Below are 16,028 nucleotides of genomic sequence, written 5' to 3'. Positions count from 1 at the left end.
AGCTCGAACTTGACGCGGCCGGCCGCACGTTCCGCGACGCCGTGGGCGGCTAGCCCTCTTCGAGGTAACGCTCGACGGAGGCGACCTTCTGCGTCATCGCGTCGCTGACACCGGCCCGCCAGTCCGCCTTGATCACGGTGCTGACCCGCGGCGCGCGGGCGGCCACCGCCTCGACCGCTCGCTGCACGACCGCCATGACTTCGTCCCAGCTTTCGCCCTCGATCACGGTGAACATCGAGTCCGTCTTGTTGGGCAGGCCGGAATCGCGCACCACCCGAACCGCTTCGGCGACGATCTCGCCGACCGCCTCCCCCACTCCCATGGGCGTGACGGAGAACGCGACGAGCACAGACACCCCACAAGCGTATCGAGCAGGCCTGGCAGCATCGAGGCCCATGCGGGTTTTGGTGCAGCGGGTCGCCTCGGCGACGGTGTCGGTCGGCGGCGAAGTGGTGGGCGCCATCCGGCCCGCCGGTCAGGGCCTGCTGGCCTTCGTCGGCGTCACGCACGACGACGATCCCGACAAGGCGCGGCGGCTCGCCGAAAAGCTTTGGTATCTACGCATTCTCACCGACGAACGCTCGGCTGCCGACGTGAACGCGCCGATCTTGGTCGTCAGTCAGTTCACCCTGTACGCCGACACCGCCAAGGGCCGACGACCGTCCTGGAATGCGGCCGCCCCGGGCACGGTCGCCGAACCGCTGGTCGCTTCGTTCGCCGAGGCCTTGCGGCGGCTGGGTGCCGAGGTGCAGACCGGGGTGTTCGGCGCCGACATGCAGGTCGAATTGGTCAATGACGGCCCGGTCACGGTGTTGCTGGAGCTCTGAAGGTACGTTGGACACGTCGATTTCTCGTGACCGATTGTTGACGGGAGGGGCGACTATGAGCGCGACGCCCGAGTTTGGCTCGCTCCGTTCCGACGATGACCATTGGGACATCGTCAGCAGCGTGGGCTACACCGCCTTGCTGGTGGCCGGATGGCGTGCGCTGCATGCCGTGAGCCCGGAGCCGCTGGTCCGGGACGACTACGCCAAGGTCTTCATCGAGGCGTCGCGAGACCCGTATCTGGCGGGGGTGCTCGCCAACCCGGGGACCTCCGAGGACGAGATGGCCTTCCCCCGGCTCTACGGCGTGCAGACCCGGTTCTTCGATGACTTCTTCGTCGCTGCCGGTGCCGCGGGCATCCGGCAGGCCGTGATCGTGGCCGCCGGCCTGGACTCCCGCGCATATCGACTCGAATGGACACAGGGCACAAAGGTTTTCGAGATCGACTTGCCAAAGGTGCTTGAGTTCAAGGCGCATGTGCTCGCCCAGCACGGTGCCAAACCCAAGGCCCCCAGGGTGGAGGTTGCCGCCGATCTGCGCGCCGACTGGTCGAGGGCTTTGGAGGCCGCCGGCTTCGACGTGGAACGACCCAGCGCCTGGTCGGTGGAGGGAGTGCTGCCCTATCTGACCGACGAGGCCCAGAACGCACTCTTCACCCGGATCAGCGGACTCAGTGCGCCCGGCAGCCGAATTGCCATCGGCGCGTTGGGGTCTCGTTTGGACCACGACCAGCTGGAGGCCTTGGAGGCAGCGCATCCCGGCGTCAACATGTCCGGGGACGTCGATTTCTCCGCCCTGACCTACGAGCCCCAGACGGACCCCGCGGAACGGCTGGCCGCGCATGGGTGGGTGGTCGAGCCCGTCCGCAACACGCTCGATCTGCAGGCCGGTTACGGGATGACCCCGCCCGACGTCGACGTCAAAATCGACAGTTTCATGCGTTCCCAATACATCACGGCAACGCGATAGAAGGTCTAGGGCCTCAATAGGATTTTCACGTCGTCGCCCGACCGCGACGCCGCGGTCGCGTAGCCCTTGGGGGCTTCCTCCAACGGCAGCGTGGTGGTGAAGATTCCGTCGACGTCGAGCCGCCCGGACTGTAGCAGCGGGATCAATTCCGGCCAGGTGCGCTGCACCGGCGCCGTCGTCATCCGTAGCGTGATGCTGCGGATCAGGCAACCCAGGGCGTTGAGCGGGAACGGATTCATGTCGTGGACACCGACAACCGAGACCGTGCCGCCTGGTCGCACCGCATTGAGTGCATCCGTCAGGGACGCGTCCGTGGCGACGGCATCGATCACCGCGTCGGCGCCGCGGCCCTCGGTGCCGGCGAGGATGGCCTCGACCGCCGGCGCCTTGAGTGGCGTCGCGCCCCACTTGGCGGCCCGATCCAACCGACCCTGCACCTGGTCGACTGCGAAAACGGTTGCGGCGCCTTGAAACAGCGCGCTGCGCAGCGAGCACAGCCCCACGGCGCCCAGGCCGATGACCGCCACGGTGCCGCCGAACGGAATGTCGGCGCGCTGCGCCGCCGCCCAGCCCGTGGCGAGGTTGTCGGTGAGCAGCAGCGCCTGTTCGGTGCTGATGCCTTCCGGCACTTTGAGCAGTTGAAAGTCGGCCGCCGGAACGGCAAGCAGGTCGGCCTGCGCTCCCCCGAGCAGACCGCCGCCGAAGATCTGAAAACCCTTGTGGCACATGACGGGATCGCGGGTGGCGCAGCCGGAGCAGGCTCCGCACCCGGTCACCGAGGACACCATGACGAGGTCGCCCACCTTGACGGTGCGTACCTCCGGCCCCGCGTCCACGACGGTGCCGATCGCTTCGTGGCCGAGCGCAATCGGGTCGGACATCGGGAAATCGGCCTCGTAGAAGTGCAGGTCGGATCCGCAGATGCCGGCGGCGGCGACCTCGACGATAGCCCCGTCGGGTCCGGGAAGGACGGGATCCGGTCGGGTGTCGACCCGGATGTTGTGGGGCCCGTCGACGACTACCGTTCGCATAGTGGCGTGCTCACTTCCTTTGCCGCACAACAAATTGTGACCAGTCGGGCGCACGCACGGCGGCCCAGTACTCGTTGAGACGCCACGGACTGACGGTGTGGATCTCCCCGTCGGCGTTCTTGAAGTAGGAGTGTTTGACCGCGGGGTGCGCCCACACCATCTTCTTGATCTGGGTCTGCGTCCGGTCATGCCATTCGGTGGCGGCGTCGGGTTTCGGCTCCAGCGAATGCACCTCTGGGTCGGCCAGCCGCGCCAGGCACTGGTCGATGTAGCGCATCTGCAGCTCGGACTGAAAGATCAGGCTGCCGCCGTGGGCGAGGTGCGTTCCGGGCCCGTAGATGATGAACAGGTTGGGGAACTTCGGAACAGTGATGCCCAGGTAGGCGTACGGTCGGCTCCCCCACATCTCGCGCAGGTCGACCCCGTCGCGCCCGGTGATCTTCAGCGGCCACAGCACGTCGGTGTGCCGGAAACCGGTGGCGTACACGATGACGTCGATGTCATGCGCCACACCGTCTTCGGTGACGATGCCGCGTGGGGTGATCCGCCGAATCGGCGTGCGCACCAGTTCGACGTTGTCCCGCTGCAGTGTTTGCAGCCAGCTGCCGTTGTCCTGCAGTGTCCGTTTGCCGCAGGCGGGATAGTCGGGCATCACCTTGGCCAGCAGGTCGTGTCCTTCGCCGATCTGGCTGGTGATCCACTGGGAGAACATCATTTGGGCGGCGGCGTTGATGTCGCTGACGGCATGCTCTTGGTCGGCGTAGTCCGGGTCGCCTTCCGCGGCGTCGAGCCCCTTGTCGGATCCCGGCCAGAGGACGAGAAAGCGGTACCAGCGCCCGTAGAACGGCAGGTGGCGCATGGCCCACCGCATGCCTTCGCCGACCTCGTCGTGATACATCGGGTTGGGGAACATCCACTGCGCGGTCCGCTGAAAGACGGTGAGGTGCTCAACATCCGGGGCGATGGCGGGTGCGATCTGGAAACCGCTGGCCCCGGCGCCGACGAGCGCGACGCGCTTCCCTCGGATGTCGACGGAGTGGTCCCAGGCCGCCGAATGGAACGACGGGCCCGCGAAGCTCTCGGCGCCGTCGAAGTCGGGAATGTTGGGCCGGTTCAACTGACCGACCGCCGTGATCAGGGCACGGGCGCGCACCGTGCGCGTCTGGCCTTCGGCGCCACACAGCCGGATGCTCCAGGTGGCGTCTTCGTCGACCCATTCGGCGGCCACAACCTCGGTATTCCACAGCACGTGCTCGGCCAGGTCGTGCTTCGCCATGACCTGCGTGAAGTAGTCCTGCAGCTCGTGCTGTTCGGCGAAGAAATGGGTCCAGTCGTTGTTGGGTTCGAAACTGTAGCAATAGAAGTGGTTGGCCACGTCGACGCGGGCACCGGGATAGCTGTTCTCCCACCAGGTTCCGCCCGGGCCGGGGTTTTTCTCCACGATGGTGAAGGGAATGTTGGCCTGCTTGAGCCGGATTCCGGCCAGGATGCCCGATTCACCGCACCCGACGACGAGGACCGGGATGTCGGCCGCGCTCTCGGTCGGCAGGGCATGCGGGCGGCGGGGATCGACCCCGTCGAGGTCCATCTCTTCCAGCACCAGGGGCAGGTAGTCGTCGGTCACGTGCTCGCAGGCCGCCCAGTCCATCATTTCGCGAATGAGATCGAGGCTCAGCGGCTCCGGTTCGGGGCAACCGCGGTCCCGATACTCGGTGATCACCGGCAGGGCGACCGCGCGGGCCCGCGCCTTGTCCTCCTCGGACATGAAGCCCTGGATTTCGTTGAGAAAGACGCCCATCTGCTTGAAGTCGCGGATGAAGCGCGGGTCGCCGGTGATGTGCACGAGCGAGAGCAACAGCGTCGGGATGCTGACATCCGCGAGGGCGGCCTCGATCTCCGCCGTGGAGGTGGTGAAGGGATCGCCGGCATAGGCGCTGCGCATCGAGTGTGGTTCCTCTCGGTGAACGGCTGTCAATTACGCTACGAACCGTGTCGTAATTGGCAGCACCACGCTACCCGCTGGCCACGCGGTGGATCAATAGCCCGCTACTGCGCGTCACCAGCTCGGGAATGCCCAAGGATGCGCGAGACGATCTCCCGTTGCGCGGCGTCGTCCGGGGCAATGCCACATGATCACTCGAAATCCGAATCTCGCGTCAGGCCCACTGACAACTTCAGGGCGCCATTTCCTGACGCCGCTATTGCGCCGCTGCGAAACAATGGGTTCACGTCGACGAGTGCTCCCGGTGAGCCGGAGATGGAGGAGCGTCATGGCCTCGTTGCTCACGGCCTGCGGCGGATTCCTGTTGGCCGTCTTGTGGATGGATCTCATCTTCGACGTACAGGTCCTTCGATTCCGTTCCGCGCCAACCGATCTGCCCGAGGCCGTACTCGCCTCCATCGCGGCTTACTACCATCGCGCGACCACCACGTCGCGCCCGATGAGCCGGCTGATCGCCGCGGTCATGATGATCCTGCTGGTGGCGTTGACCTACCAGTCCGCGCGTGGGCATGACCCCTGGTGGCTCTTGGTGTTGTCGGCCATCCTTGCGGGGAGTCCGACCATGCTGGCGTTGACGCAAACGGTTCCCGACGCGGTGCGGCTCGGCCGGCGAACGGACGGTCCACCCGAGCAGACCCGCCTGGCGCGGTCCGTCTGTCGGGATCACCTCGTGTGCGCCGGCTGCATGTTCGCGTTTCTGGTGCTCTGGATCGCGCGCAGCGCGGCACTTTGAGCGGCCGACGGGCCGTAGTGGCAAAACGCAGGTCAGGACCCGCTGGCCACGTCAATGCGGTCCGTACTAAACTAGAACACGTTTCAATTTGTTTGCGTCGGTTCCGCGCCCCACAGGAGTAGGCATGCACACCGCCATCTGCGATGAGCTTGGTATCGAGTTTCCGATCTTCGCGTTCACCCACTGTCGTGATGTCGTGGTCGCGGTCAGCAAGGCCGGCGGTTTCGGCGTGCTCGGCGCGGTCGGCTTCACCCCCGAGCAGCTCGAGATCGAGCTCAACTGGATCGACGAGAACATCGGCGACCACCCGTACGGCGTCGACATCGTCATCCCGAACAAGTACGAGGGCATGGATTCGCACCTGTCCGCCGAGGAGCTTGCCGACACGCTGCGCAAGATGGTGCCCCAGGAGCACCTCGACTTCGGCAAGAAGATCCTGGCCGACCATGGCGTGCCGATCGAGGACAGCGACGGCGACAGCCTGCAGCTGCTCGGCTGGACCGAGGCGACCGCCACGCCGCAGGTCGAGGTGGCGCTCAAGCACCCGAAGGTGAAGATGATCGCCAACGCCCTGGGCACTCCCCCGGCCGACATGATCAAGCACATCCACGAGGCGGGACTCAAGGTGGCCGCGCTGTGCGGGTCGCCGTCGCAGGCGCGCAAGCACGCGGACGCGGGCGTCGACATCATCATCGCCCAGGGCGGCGAGGCCGGTGGGCACTGCGGCGAGGTGGGCTCGATCGTCTTGTGGCCGCAGGTGGTCAAGGAGGTCGCCCCGGTGCCGGTGCTCGCGGCCGGTGGCATCGGCAGCGGCCAGCAGATCGCGGCGGCCCTGGCGCTGGGTGCCCAAGGAGCGTGGACGGGCTCGCAATGGCTGATGGTCGAGGAATCCTCGAACACACCGGTTCAGCAACAGGCGTACGTCAAGGCGGGTAGCCGGGACACCGTCCGCAGCCGGTCGTTCACCGGCAAGCCGGCCCGCATGTTGCGCAACGACTGGACCGAGGCGTGGGAGGCGCCGGAGAACCCGAAGCCGCTCGGAATGCCGCTGCAGTACATGGTTTCCGGGATGGCGGTGCGGGCCACGAACCGGTACCCGAACGAGAGCGTGGACGTCGCGTTCAACCCGGTCGGTCAGGTTGTCGGCCAGTTCACCAAGGTGGAGAAGACGGCGACGGTCATCGAGCGCTGGGTGCAGGAGTACCTGGAAGCGACGAACAGGCTGGACGAGCTGAACGAGGCTGCTTCCTCCGTCTGACGGCGGAGCTAGACCTCGTCGTCGAGCTCGTCGCGGCCGCTGAACATCTCCCTCGTCCGGTCCACCGCGTACGTGCCGATCTCGATCGAGTTCTGGACGATGCCGCTGACACCGCCGGAGATGTCTCCCCGGATGATGTCGCTACCGTGTTCGACGATGTCGGAGGCCTTCTCGACCGCGTTGGTCGCGATGTCCTTGGCCGCGTCGACCGCATCTTTCGGGCTGAAGCCCATCTCGAGTCTCCTCTCGTCGCGGGACAGTTGGCTATGACTCTAGACCGGGCGCAGTAACTAGTAGTTGACCAAGGTGCGCCAATAGGATTCGGGGATCTCGGCCCCGGAGCGCAATAGCCGGGCCAGCCCGACGGCCATCGCGATGCCCAGCAGGCCGAGCCAGAGTCCGGCCAGGCCGATGATCGCCCAGAGCACGGCGGTGACGACGGGCCACGGCGAGAGCACCGCGAGGACAGGTGCGAAAAAGAAGCCCGTCCCGATGTACCACGCCGAGCCGGCACGATCCGACGCGAGGACGAACCGCAGCCAACGCGGGATCGGAGGTGCGCCGACCTGACCGTCGTCCATGGCTCAGCCGCTCACTCGGACGGAGGGAAGAATCCCGCCCCGGTGAACCATCCCTCTTGCCAGCCCCGCTCGCCCAGGCACAGCATCGGCAGCCCGCGATCCGACTGCGCCGCGGCTTGCGGCCCAGGGCACTTCGCGCCCGCCTGCTGCACCCCGTACAGCGGATAGGAGATGACCCAGTATCCGGTGGTGGCCGCCGGGAACTGGTTGGGCGGAGGGAAGTGGCACGCCTCCGCCTGGCCGCTCGGGCCGCGGCCGAAGATGAAGCGCTCATAGTTGTCGCACGGCGCGCCCAACGACGCCTGATAGTTCATCCCCGGCACATCGCCGTCGTATCCGGCTGCCGCGCACGGCGCCACGCCAATCGCAATGCCCGCTATAGAAGCGGCGCTGAGCAGTTCCCGAATCATGTTCCACCCCGCCTGTCGTCGCCGGTGACCTGCACCAAAGCATATCCATCGGGCCGTCGCTCACAAGACCGTATCGCCGGTCGGAATGCGAAACGAGGAACACGTTCCAATTTGCCCCCGGCGATCTTGCGTCAATGCTTCCCAACCGTGGTGCGGCAATGGTTTATTTGCACAAAGACGACTAGACCACTTCGTCACCGAGGAGCGGGCCATGCCAACCGTCGAGCCAACCGCCAAGCCGGTCCCCAATCTCCCTCCCGGATTCGACTTCACCGATCCGGACATCCACGCCGAGCGACTGCCGGTGGAGGAACTGGCCGAACTGCGACGGACCGCGCCAATCTGGTGGAACGAGCAGCCCCTCGGGGCCGGCGGGTTCGACGACGGCGGCTTCTGGGTGGTGTCCAAGCACAAGGACGTCAAAGAGGTGTCGCTGCGCAGCGACGTCTTCTCCAGCCTGCAGAAGACGGCGCTGCCGCGCTACAAGGACGGCACGGTCGGCGAGCAGGTCGAGCGCGGCAAGTTCGTCCTGCTGAACATGGATGCGCCGCAACACACCCGACTGCGCAAGATCATCTCCCGGGCCTTCACTCCCCGGGCCATCGAGCGCCTGCGCGGCGATCTCGCCGAGCGCGCGCGGCGCATCGTCGAGGAGGCGGCCGCCCAGGGTCGCGGTGACTTCGTCGAGCAGGTGTCGTGTGAGCTGCCGCTGCAGGCCATCGCCGGGTTGATGGGTGTGCCACAGGAAGAACGCAAGAAGCTCTTCCACTGGTCCAATGAGATGGTCGGCGACCAGGACCCCGAGTTCGCCAACAACGACGCCATCACCGCTTCCGTCGAACTCATCATGTACGGCATGCAGATGGCGGCGGACCGGGCGAAAAACCCGGGGGAAGACCTCGTCACCAAGCTGGTCCAGGCCGACATCGACGGGCACAAGCTCTCCGACGACGAGTTCGGATTCTTCGTCATCCTGCTGGCCGTGGCCGGCAACGAGACCACCCGCAACTCCATCACGCAGGGCATGATGGCCTTTACCGACTTCCCCGATCAGTGGGAGCTGTACAAGAGGGAGCGCCCCGCCACCGCTGCCGACGAAATCGTCCGCTGGGCAACCCCGGTGACGTCCTTCCAGCGCACCGCGCTGGAGGACTACGAACTCTCCGGCGTGCAGATCAAGAAGGGCCAGCGGGTGGTGATGGTCTACCGCTCGGCCAATTTCGACGAGGACGTCTTCGACGACCCGTTCACCTTCAACATCCTGCGCGACCCCAACCCGCACGTGGGGTTTGGCGGCACCGGCGCGCATTACTGCATCGGGGCGAACCTGGCGCGGATGACCATAGATCTGATGTTCAACGCGATCGCCGACGGCATCCCGAACCTGGAATCGATCGGGAAGCCCGAACGGCTACGGTCGGGCTGGCTCAACGGGATCAAGCACTGGCAGGTCGACTACCACACCGACGGCGCGAAATCCCCTGCCGCGCAGTAGCCTCAACCGCATGGCAACCCATCGAGCAGTTCATGTGAAGTCGGCCGGGGCACCGTTGGAACTGGTCGATGTCGAAACCAAGCCACCGGGACGTGACGAGGCGCGGATAACCGTCACCGCATGTGGAATCTGCGGCACGGACGCACACTTTGTCGCAGGCGGCTTCCCGGGCATGACATGGCCGTTGACTCCCGGGCACGAAATCGCCGGGACGATCGCGGAACTAGGGGCGGGCGTCGAGGGTTTCGCCGTCGGCGATCGTGTCGCGGTCGGGTGGTTCGGCGGGTGCTGCTACCACTGCGATGAATGCCGCAAAGGCCACTTCATTCATTGCGAGAACGGGAAGGTGCCGAGTTACCAATATCCGGGCGGGTACGCGGAATCGGTGACCGTCCCGGCGAGTGCGCTCGCCCGCATACCGGAAGGGCTGTCCGACGCGGAGGCCGCGCCGATGGGTTGCGCCGGCGTTACCACCTACAACGCTTTGCGCCATACCAAGGCGGTGCCCGGCGACCGGGTCGCCATCCTCGGTGTCGGCGGCCTCGGCCACCTCGGGGTGCAGTTCGCCCGGGCGATGGGGTTCGAGACCATCGCGATCGCTCGGGGCAGCGGCAAAGAGGAGGATGCCCGGAAGTTGGGTGCCCACCATTACATCGACTCCACCGCCGCCGATCCCGCAGAAGCGCTGAAGGCCCTGGGCGGGGCGGCGGTCGTGTTGGCGACCGCGGGCAACTCGCCGGCGATGGCCGCAACGGTTGGCGGGATATCGCCGCAAGGCGAGCTGGTGACCATCGGCGTCACGCCCGAACCACTGCCGATCAGCCCCATCCAACTGATTACACCGGGGATCAGCATCGTCGGTCATCCTTCCGGCACGGCGAAAGACGTTGAAGACACGATGCATTTCGCCGTGCTGTCCGGGGTGCGGGCGTGGGTCGAGGAGCTACCGCTGTCCCAAGCCGCGGACGGATACGCGGCGTTGGAGCAAGGGCGCGCGCACTACCGCACAGTGCTGACGATGTGATTACAGTCGGCCTATGACCGACGAGTGGAGCTTGGACGCAGCCGACGGCGAGTTACTTCTTGGCACCGGCGTTCGCGGGCGAGCCGCGCGAATGGGCCACCGTCTCACCATCGCCATGACCCGCTGGCATGCCACCGTGGGCTGGGCCGGCTCGGAGCCCGCCACCGTGGAGCTTGTGGTCGAAACGGATTCCTTCGAGGTGTTACGCGGCGAGGGCGGCGTGAAGGGATTGTCAGGACCCGAGAAGGTTTTGGTGCGGTCCAACGCCTTGAAGTCGTTGGACGCCGGCCGTTTTCCCGAGATCCGTTTCCTCGCACGGGACATCGGCAAGACCGACGACGGGTACCGCCTCACCGGTCAACTCGACATTCGGGGAAAGTCGCGGGGCCACGTAATCTACTTGCGCACAGAGGATCTCGGGGACGCTTGGCGTATGTCCACCGAGTCAACGGTCCGACAGACCGACTACGGCATCAAGCCGTACTCATTGCTGATGGGTTCGGTCCAGGTCGCCGACGACGTTTCGGTGTCCTTCTCCGCGGTTCACGCGAAAAACGCCTGAGCGCCTTATCCCGCGCCGACGTCAGGGCTGCGGCTGGGAGGGCGCCTGCGAGGCCGAGGCGCCCGTCGCGTCGCCGGTGTCGCCCGGGATGTGTTCGAGCATTCGCGTCAGGTAGGGCTGCCTGCTGTTGGGCTCCGGTTCCGGCCGCTGCTCGTCGGGTGCGGTGGCCTCCGTGATCGGTTCGCCGGCCGGGACTTTCGCCTGCGGGGTCAGCGGTGCGACGACCGGGGGCGGTGCTACGGCCTCGGCGACTTGGGGCGGCGGCGCGTGCTCCGTGTGCCGCGGGACGGGCTCGCTGGCCGGGGCCAGTTGAAGGCCCACCGCTAGCGATATCGAGGAGACAAAGGTGACCACACCGGCGGCCAGAGTGGTCACGGCCCCGGCGTACGACAGCTTTCGCGGCGCCGGCGGCGCGGCGACGGGTGCACTGGGGTGCACCACCAGCTGGTCGTCGGTGAACTCGGTGCTTCGGGCTGCGGTCAGCGCAGCGCCCCGCGCGATGGTCACCTGCGCCATCGCTTGCACGAATACCGGCACCGGCAGGGTCTTTTCGAGCTGCCAGGACAGGCCGTCGATGTCGCTGTGCGCGCCGATGACCACCACCCCGGCGGGCTGCCAGCCATTGCGGTCGAACATGCCGGTCAACCAGCGAGTCAGGCCGTCGAAACCGCCGCGCACCTGCTTGGTCGCCGTCTGCGTTTCCCCGTCGCGGGTATCGACCATGACCACGGTCGTCGAGTCGTGTTCGAGGAGACAGACCGCGGTCTGTTCATAGCCGATGACCGGCGCGAGGGCCCGCGCCAGTGTCTCGACGGCGTCGAGTTGCCGGACCGGCACGACGTTGTCGAAGCCACCGTCGGTGAGCGCTTCCAGCAGCAACGCGGCGTGGGCCGCCGCGTCGTCGTTCCACGTCACCCCGATGACCCGCAGTCGATGGTCGCTGGCGGCCGCCTGCGCTTCGACCCGTGCGATCTCGTCCGCTACTTGCTCCGCGGTACTCACGGCGCGGCCGCCGCGACCGGCGTCCAGCACCAGCTCCTGATGGTCCAGGATGGTGCCGTCCGCGCCGTGCCCTTCAGCGAGGACCCACCCAACGGCGGTCGGCGTCACTGATAGCCCAAGTACCGTGTCCAAACTCATGCCCCAATCGGTCCCGGGCCTCCGACACCCTCAGCGGCACCCGCGCACGCCAGGAAACCCCTGGTCAGTTGGGTCGTAAGGGCCGGAACGGACCGAGATAACGTGGTCTCCATCGGCTTGCTCCGTGAGAGCCTACGCGGTCGACACAAGTCCGGCTGCCCCGGTTCGATCTCGCCGGACAATCAGCCCGTCGGTAACCAATCGATGCGCCCACAGGACGCGCAGGTGGGAGAAGGGCCGCCGGCGCCGGGAATCCATGGCTTCCTCGGGCGGCGATAAACGTCTTGCGGGTACCGAATCGACCTTTTCGGCGGCGGTTCGGCGTCGCCGCGCCGCTCGACGTCATGGCGGGACCGAAAATGGCGGCTTTGCGCATTACGGCCTACCCCGCCCCGGACCTCGCTGCCAGGCGTTTTGCTGGGACGAGTCGCGAAAACCCGGTCCGGGCCAACCGAGGCCAACGTTGCGGCGGTCTTATCCCGGGACCGCAATTCGCCGGGAAATTCCGATACCAAACTGAGACATCCCCGCGTCCCGATCGACATTCGGGCTATTCGCACGGTAAATTCCTGCCTGAGACGACGGTCACATACGACAAGGGGCAGGTATGACAGATCTGAGCGAGATGGTCCGGGCCTGGGGGCGCCGGCTTTTAGTCGGTGCGGCAGCGGCCGTTACCCTCCCGGGGCTGATCGGTCTTGCCGGCGGCGCACCGACCGCGGGAGCGTTCTCGCGCCCGGGCCTGCCGGTTGAATACCTGCAGGTGCCGTCGGCGGGGATGGGCCGCAACATCAAGGTTCAGTTCCAAAGCGGCGGCAACAACTCCCCCGCGGTCTATCTGCTCGACGGGTTGCGCGCCCAGGACGACTACAACGGCTGGGACATCAACACGCCGGCGTTCGAGTGGTACTACCAGTCGGGCCTGTCGATCGTCATGCCCGTCGGTGGTCAGTCCAGCTTCTACAGCGACTGGTACAGCCCGGCCTGCGGCAAGGCGGGGTGCTCCACCTATAAATGGGAAACGTTCCTGACCAGTGAGCTTCCCCAGTACCTGGCCTCCAACAAGAGCGTCAAGTCCACGGGCAGCGCTGCGGTCGGCATCTCGATGGCCGGCTCGTCGGCACTGATCCTGGCCGCCTACCACCCCAACCAGTTCATCTACGCCGGTTCGCTGTCGGCCCTGATGGATCCGTCGCAGGGCATGGGCCCGTCCCTGATCGGCCTCGCGATGGGTGACGCCGGCGGTTACAAGGCGAGCGACATGTGGGGCCCGTCGAGCGACCCCGCGTGGCAGCGCAACGACCCCACGCTGCAGATCCCCAAGCTGGTCGGCAACAACACCCGCCTGTGGATCTACTGCGGTAACGGCACGCCGTCGGAGTTGGGCGGGGCGAACATGCCCGCCGAGTTCCTGGAGAACTTCGTGCGCAGCAGCAACCTGAAGTTCCAGGACCAGTACAACGCGGCCGGTGGGCACAACGCGGTGTTCAACTTCAACGCCAATGGCACACACAGCTGGGAGTACTGGGGAGCCCAGCTCAACGCCATGAAGCCGGACCTGCAGGGCACCCTTGGTGCCACCGCCGGCGGCGGCGGATAGCCTCACCTGCCCCGAGGTCGCTACTGCGCCCGACGACGACGCCGTCGGGCGCAGTAGTGCGTCATGGGCCCCGTTTGGCGTCGGCCGATCAACGCGGCGCGGCGAATTGGTTGGTGATATCCGTCCAAGCCGTCGCGTCCCTGCGGTGATCGTTCATGTTGCGGCACTGGCCGTAGACGCGTAGGACACCCAGGTGCGGTTCGTCGTCGTGGCGGTAGACGATCACCGTGACGCCATCCTTGGTGAGTGTCTTCGCGAACGCGTGATTGTTGGGTGGTAGGCCCTCGGCCCAGCCGTCGCCGGCCAGCGTGGTGGCAATCCGGGTGATATACGTGTCGGCCGGTGCCGTGGCGGGCACCGAGAATGTCAGATAGATCGAGCCCTGGTACGGCGGGTCGTCCCGGTCTTTGCAGGACATCAGCGCGTAGCCGGCCGAGGAGGCCTGCAGGCCCGCCGCGGTGACGATGTTCTGGGCCGAATTGACGACCTGAGCCTTCGACTGCTCGTCGTTCACCGGGCTGGCGGGATGGTCGATGGCGTCGGCGGGCGTGGAATGCAGCCGATCCACCATGATGAGCGCCGCCCCGAGCAGCAACGGAATCGCCAGCGCGACGGCGATCAGCGCGCGAATCTGCTTCGAGCGCAACGATTTCCCGCGCTTCCCGCCAACGCGGCGCGGGCCGCGACTATCCATGGTCGACGACATCAGCATCTCAGGCTAACTCCGAAATGCGCTCGCATCCGGCGCTGCCGCAGAATCATGTCATGCAGAGCCGGCGCGTCACCCTGGTTACCCGCTGCGCCGGCACGATCGTCGGGCTGGCGATCCTGGTCGCGTCGCCCGCGAGCGCCGACGACGCGAGCCCGCTCACCGAGTTGGTCGACGCCGCCGCGCAGCGGTTACAAATCGCCGAGCCGGTGGCCGCCTACAAGTGGACCACTCGCGGGGCCATCGAAGACCAGGACCGCGTCCGGCAAGAACTCGCGAAAATGGCCGCCCAGGCCTCGGCCCGGCGGATCGACCCCGACTACGTCACCCGGCTGTTCGGCGACCAGATCCGCGCCACGGAGGGCATCGAATACAGCCGGTTCGCGGATTGGAAACTGAATCCTGATGCCGCCCCGGGCCAGTCGGTGGACCTGTCGGCGTCGCGGTCGGCGATCGACGACCTCAACCAAACGATGCTGAACCAAGTCGTGGGCAACTGGGACCTGCTGCATTCGCCGGCCTGCGCCGCACAGCTCGACCTCGCCGCAAGCGGCGTTGTCCGCGCGCGCAGCCTCGACGCCCTCTATCGGCGGGCGCTGGCGTTAGCAACTCAGTCATATTGCCAGCAATAATTTAATTTTTCCTCATCGGTTTCTAACACTTTCTTTTTGTTCCGCGATATTGCCGTTTCCGCAGATAGAGGGCATATCTCGCGGCATTTTCGAATGGGTAACGCTTTGGCCACAGCGGCCGAATTCCATGACATGAAAATTCTCTGCAAGCCTCTCGTCAAGTCCCTGGCGGTCGGCGGGTTCGTTGCAGCGTCGATAGCTTCGTCCACCGGTATAGCCACCTCCGCGCCCACCCCGAACTGGGACGCGATCGCGCAGTGCGAGTCCGGTGGCAACTGGCACGCCAACACCGGAAACGGCAATTACGGTGGACTCCAATTCAAACCGGGTACCTGGGAACGGTACGGCGGTGTCGGCAACCCGGCGGCCGCGTCCCGAGAGCAGCAAATCGCCGTAGCCAACCGGGTTTTCGCCGACCAAGGGGTGGAGGCGTGGCCCAAGTGCGGCGCCCAGTCGGGCCTGCCGATCGGTTGGTACTCGCACCCCGCGCAGGGCATCAAGGAGATCATCAACGGGTTGATCCAGGCGGCGGCGCCGCACTGACGATATGTCCTCGCGGTCTATGACCGAACGGCAAGCTGTGTTTGGATCAGGCCATGGAAGGTTCGGCGACTGTTCATATGGCGGCGTCTGCGGACAAGATCTGGGATCTCATCGCAAACGTTCGCAACATCGGCCGGTTCTCCCCCGAAGTGTTCGAGGCCGAGTGGCTGGGCGACGCCAATGGCCCGGCCCTCGGCGCGAAATTCCGTGGCCATGTGCGGCGTAACGAGATTGGGCCGGTGTATTGGACGACGTGTGAGGTGACCGCGTGTGAGCCGGGCCGCGAATTCGGGTTCGCGGTGCTGCTCGGTGATCGGGCGGTCAACAACTGGCACTACCGATTGGCACCCAGCGGCGGCGGCACGACGTGACCGAGTCTTTCCGCCTCAACCCGGCGCCCTGGCTCGCCGTCTACTGGCTGTTCGGGGGTTTCCTGCGTAAGCGACGCAACGTGCGCGACATGACCAAAACCCTGAATCGCATCAAAGATGTGGTCGAGGCTGGCTGACGCGCC

18 protein-coding genes and 1 pseudogene are annotated in these 16,028 nt (G+C 66.2%); 11 read left to right on the top strand and 8 right to left on the bottom strand.

All coding sequences use genetic code 11. The features are described 5' to 3' along the window. Positions 1–49 precede the first annotated feature (49 nt). Complete coding sequence (locus tag A5697_RS10320; protein ID WP_067944471.1) at positions 50–355, bottom strand: MTH1187 family thiamine-binding protein; 306 nt, start codon at positions 353–355, stop codon at positions 50–52. A gap of 40 nt (positions 356–395) precedes the next feature. Here A5697_RS10320 and dtd point away from each other — a divergent pair, with 40 nt between their 5' ends. Both dtd and A5697_RS10310 read left to right on the top strand, forming a co-directional pair. Continuing rightward, on the top strand, positions 396–827 hold the full coding sequence (gene dtd, locus A5697_RS10315; RefSeq protein ID WP_068010208.1) for a D-aminoacyl-tRNA deacylase: 432 nt from the start codon (positions 396–398) through the stop codon (positions 825–827). Positions 828–882: 55 nt separating this feature from the next. Continuing rightward, a complete protein-coding gene (locus A5697_RS10310; protein WP_068010206.1) occupies positions 883–1,794 on the top strand; it encodes a class I SAM-dependent methyltransferase in 912 nt (303 codons plus the stop codon). Positions 1,795–1,799: 5 nt separating this feature from the next. Here the strand turns inward: A5697_RS10310 and A5697_RS10305 are convergent, their stop codons facing one another. Then, entirely contained in the window at positions 1,800–2,825 is a 1,026-nt protein-coding gene (locus A5697_RS10305) for an alcohol dehydrogenase catalytic domain-containing protein (RefSeq protein WP_068010205.1), read from the bottom strand. Between the two features lie 10 nt (positions 2,826–2,835). Further along, complete coding sequence (locus A5697_RS10300) at positions 2,836–4,767, bottom strand: NAD(P)/FAD-dependent oxidoreductase (protein WP_068010204.1); 1,932 nt, start codon at positions 4,765–4,767, stop codon at positions 2,836–2,838. Between the two features lie 328 nt (positions 4,768–5,095). Here A5697_RS10300 and A5697_RS10295 point away from each other — a divergent pair, with 328 nt between their 5' ends. Then, positions 5,096–5,560, top strand: coding sequence for a hypothetical protein (locus tag A5697_RS10295; protein ID WP_068010202.1), 465 nt, complete (start codon positions 5,096–5,098; stop codon positions 5,558–5,560). Between the two features lie 124 nt (positions 5,561–5,684). Beyond that, positions 5,685–6,818, top strand: coding sequence for a nitronate monooxygenase (locus A5697_RS10290; protein WP_067944477.1), 1,134 nt, complete (start codon positions 5,685–5,687; stop codon positions 6,816–6,818). A gap of 8 nt (positions 6,819–6,826) precedes the next feature. On the opposite strand, the gene A5697_RS10285 is transcribed toward A5697_RS10290, so the two are convergent. From A5697_RS10285 to A5697_RS10275, 3 genes are read right to left on the bottom strand one after another with little or no spacing between them, the layout of a single operon-like run. Then, the gene (locus A5697_RS10285; RefSeq protein WP_067944478.1) at positions 6,827–7,051 is read right to left on the bottom strand and encodes a hypothetical protein; all 225 of its coding nucleotides are present in this window, start codon (positions 7,049–7,051) and stop codon (positions 6,827–6,829) included. A 57-nt stretch (positions 7,052–7,108) separates the two neighbouring features. After that, the gene (locus A5697_RS10280) at positions 7,109–7,399 is read right to left on the bottom strand and encodes a hypothetical protein (RefSeq protein WP_068010200.1); all 291 of its coding nucleotides are present in this window, start codon (positions 7,397–7,399) and stop codon (positions 7,109–7,111) included. Between the two features lie 11 nt (positions 7,400–7,410). Further along, positions 7,411–7,809 carry a hypothetical protein gene (locus tag A5697_RS10275; protein ID WP_067944480.1) on the bottom strand — a complete coding sequence of 133 codons (399 nt, stop codon included), beginning with the start codon at positions 7,807–7,809 and terminating at the stop codon, positions 7,411–7,413. A 211-nt stretch (positions 7,810–8,020) separates the two neighbouring features. Between A5697_RS10275 and A5697_RS10270 the strand changes: the two genes are divergently transcribed. From A5697_RS10270 to A5697_RS10260, 3 genes are read left to right on the top strand one after another with little or no spacing between them, the layout of a single operon-like run. Next, positions 8,021–9,304: a cytochrome P450 gene (locus A5697_RS10270; RefSeq protein WP_067944481.1), complete on the top strand. Its 1,284-nt coding sequence runs from the start codon at positions 8,021–8,023 to the stop codon at positions 9,302–9,304. Between the two features lie 10 nt (positions 9,305–9,314). After that, positions 9,315–10,328 carry an alcohol dehydrogenase catalytic domain-containing protein gene (locus tag A5697_RS10265; protein ID WP_067944482.1) on the top strand — a complete coding sequence of 338 codons (1,014 nt, stop codon included), beginning with the start codon at positions 9,315–9,317 and terminating at the stop codon, positions 10,326–10,328. Between the two features lie 13 nt (positions 10,329–10,341). After that, on the top strand, positions 10,342–10,890 hold the full coding sequence (locus A5697_RS10260; protein ID WP_068010198.1) for a YceI family protein: 549 nt from the start codon (positions 10,342–10,344) through the stop codon (positions 10,888–10,890). A gap of 21 nt (positions 10,891–10,911) precedes the next feature. Here the strand turns inward: A5697_RS10260 and A5697_RS10255 are convergent, their stop codons facing one another. Further along, a complete protein-coding gene (locus A5697_RS10255) occupies positions 10,912–12,024 on the bottom strand; it encodes a hypothetical protein (RefSeq protein ID WP_068010287.1) in 1,113 nt (370 codons plus the stop codon). Positions 12,025–12,637: 613 nt separating this feature from the next. On the opposite strand from A5697_RS10255, the gene ag85B reads away from it, so the two are divergent. Beyond that, positions 12,638–13,630, top strand: a complete 993-nt coding sequence (gene ag85B / locus A5697_RS10250) for a diacylglycerol acyltransferase/mycolyltransferase Ag85B (protein ID WP_067944484.1) — start codon at positions 12,638–12,640, stop codon at positions 13,628–13,630. Between the two features lie 88 nt (positions 13,631–13,718). On the opposite strand, the gene A5697_RS10245 is transcribed toward ag85B, so the two are convergent. Then, entirely contained in the window at positions 13,719–14,324 is a 606-nt protein-coding gene (locus tag A5697_RS10245; RefSeq protein WP_082953325.1) for a hypothetical protein, read from the bottom strand. A 71-nt stretch (positions 14,325–14,395) separates the two neighbouring features. On the opposite strand from A5697_RS10245, the gene A5697_RS10240 reads away from it, so the two are divergent. The 3 genes and pseudogenes from A5697_RS10240 (at position 14,396) to A5697_RS10230 (ending at position 16,022) form a co-directional block, all read left to right on the top strand. Continuing rightward, the gene (locus tag A5697_RS10240; protein WP_082953324.1) at positions 14,396–14,971 is read left to right on the top strand and encodes a chorismate mutase; all 576 of its coding nucleotides are present in this window, start codon (positions 14,396–14,398) and stop codon (positions 14,969–14,971) included. Positions 14,972–15,064: 93 nt separating this feature from the next. Continuing rightward, the gene (gene rpfC, locus A5697_RS10235; protein WP_231972034.1) at positions 15,065–15,514 is read left to right on the top strand and encodes a resuscitation-promoting factor RpfC; all 450 of its coding nucleotides are present in this window, start codon (positions 15,065–15,067) and stop codon (positions 15,512–15,514) included. A 35-nt stretch (positions 15,515–15,549) separates the two neighbouring features. Beyond that, positions 15,550–16,022: pseudogene (locus A5697_RS10230) on the top strand (SRPBCC family protein). The last annotated feature ends 6 nt before the right edge of the window (positions 16,023–16,028 follow it).

The organism is Mycobacterium sp. E3251 (genome assembly GCF_001666835.1).
Taxonomy (GTDB): domain Bacteria; phylum Actinomycetota; class Actinomycetes; order Mycobacteriales; family Mycobacteriaceae; genus Mycobacterium.
Note: the sequence above shows the minus strand (reverse complement) of the source record. Positions and strands in the feature narration are given on the sequence as shown.

Excerpts from the sequence above, each read along its gene's own strand:
- dtd (WP_068010208.1), top strand. The coding sequence starts at position 396 with ATGCGGGTTTTGGTGCAGCGGGTCGCCTCGGCGACGGTGTCGGTCGGC.
- A5697_RS10310 (WP_068010206.1), top strand. The coding sequence starts at position 883 with ATGAGCGCGACGCCCGAGTTTGGCTCGCTCCGTTCCGACGATGACCAT.
- A5697_RS10305 (WP_068010205.1), bottom strand. The coding sequence starts at position 2,825 with ATGCGAACGGTAGTCGTCGACGGGCCCCACAACATCCGGGTCGACACC.
- A5697_RS10300 (WP_068010204.1), bottom strand. The coding sequence starts at position 4,767 with ATGCGCAGCGCCTATGCCGGCGATCCCTTCACCACCTCCACGGCGGAG.
- A5697_RS10295 (WP_068010202.1), top strand. The coding sequence starts at position 5,096 with ATGGCCTCGTTGCTCACGGCCTGCGGCGGATTCCTGTTGGCCGTCTTG.
- A5697_RS10290 (WP_067944477.1), top strand. The coding sequence starts at position 5,685 with ATGCACACCGCCATCTGCGATGAGCTTGGTATCGAGTTTCCGATCTTC.
- A5697_RS10285 (WP_067944478.1), bottom strand. The coding sequence starts at position 7,051 with ATGGGCTTCAGCCCGAAAGATGCGGTCGACGCGGCCAAGGACATCGCG.
- A5697_RS10280 (WP_068010200.1), bottom strand. The coding sequence starts at position 7,399 with ATGGACGACGGTCAGGTCGGCGCACCTCCGATCCCGCGTTGGCTGCGG.
- A5697_RS10275 (WP_067944480.1), bottom strand. The coding sequence starts at position 7,809 with ATGATTCGGGAACTGCTCAGCGCCGCTTCTATAGCGGGCATTGCGATT.
- A5697_RS10270 (WP_067944481.1), top strand. The coding sequence starts at position 8,021 with ATGCCAACCGTCGAGCCAACCGCCAAGCCGGTCCCCAATCTCCCTCCC.
- A5697_RS10265 (WP_067944482.1), top strand. The coding sequence starts at position 9,315 with ATGGCAACCCATCGAGCAGTTCATGTGAAGTCGGCCGGGGCACCGTTG.
- A5697_RS10260 (WP_068010198.1), top strand. The coding sequence starts at position 10,342 with ATGACCGACGAGTGGAGCTTGGACGCAGCCGACGGCGAGTTACTTCTT.
- ag85B (WP_067944484.1), top strand. The coding sequence starts at position 12,638 with ATGACAGATCTGAGCGAGATGGTCCGGGCCTGGGGGCGCCGGCTTTTA.
- A5697_RS10245 (WP_082953325.1), bottom strand. The coding sequence starts at position 14,324 with ATGGATAGTCGCGGCCCGCGCCGCGTTGGCGGGAAGCGCGGGAAATCG.
- A5697_RS10240 (WP_082953324.1), top strand. The coding sequence starts at position 14,396 with ATGCAGAGCCGGCGCGTCACCCTGGTTACCCGCTGCGCCGGCACGATC.
- rpfC (WP_231972034.1), top strand. The coding sequence starts at position 15,065 with ATGGGTAACGCTTTGGCCACAGCGGCCGAATTCCATGACATGAAAATT.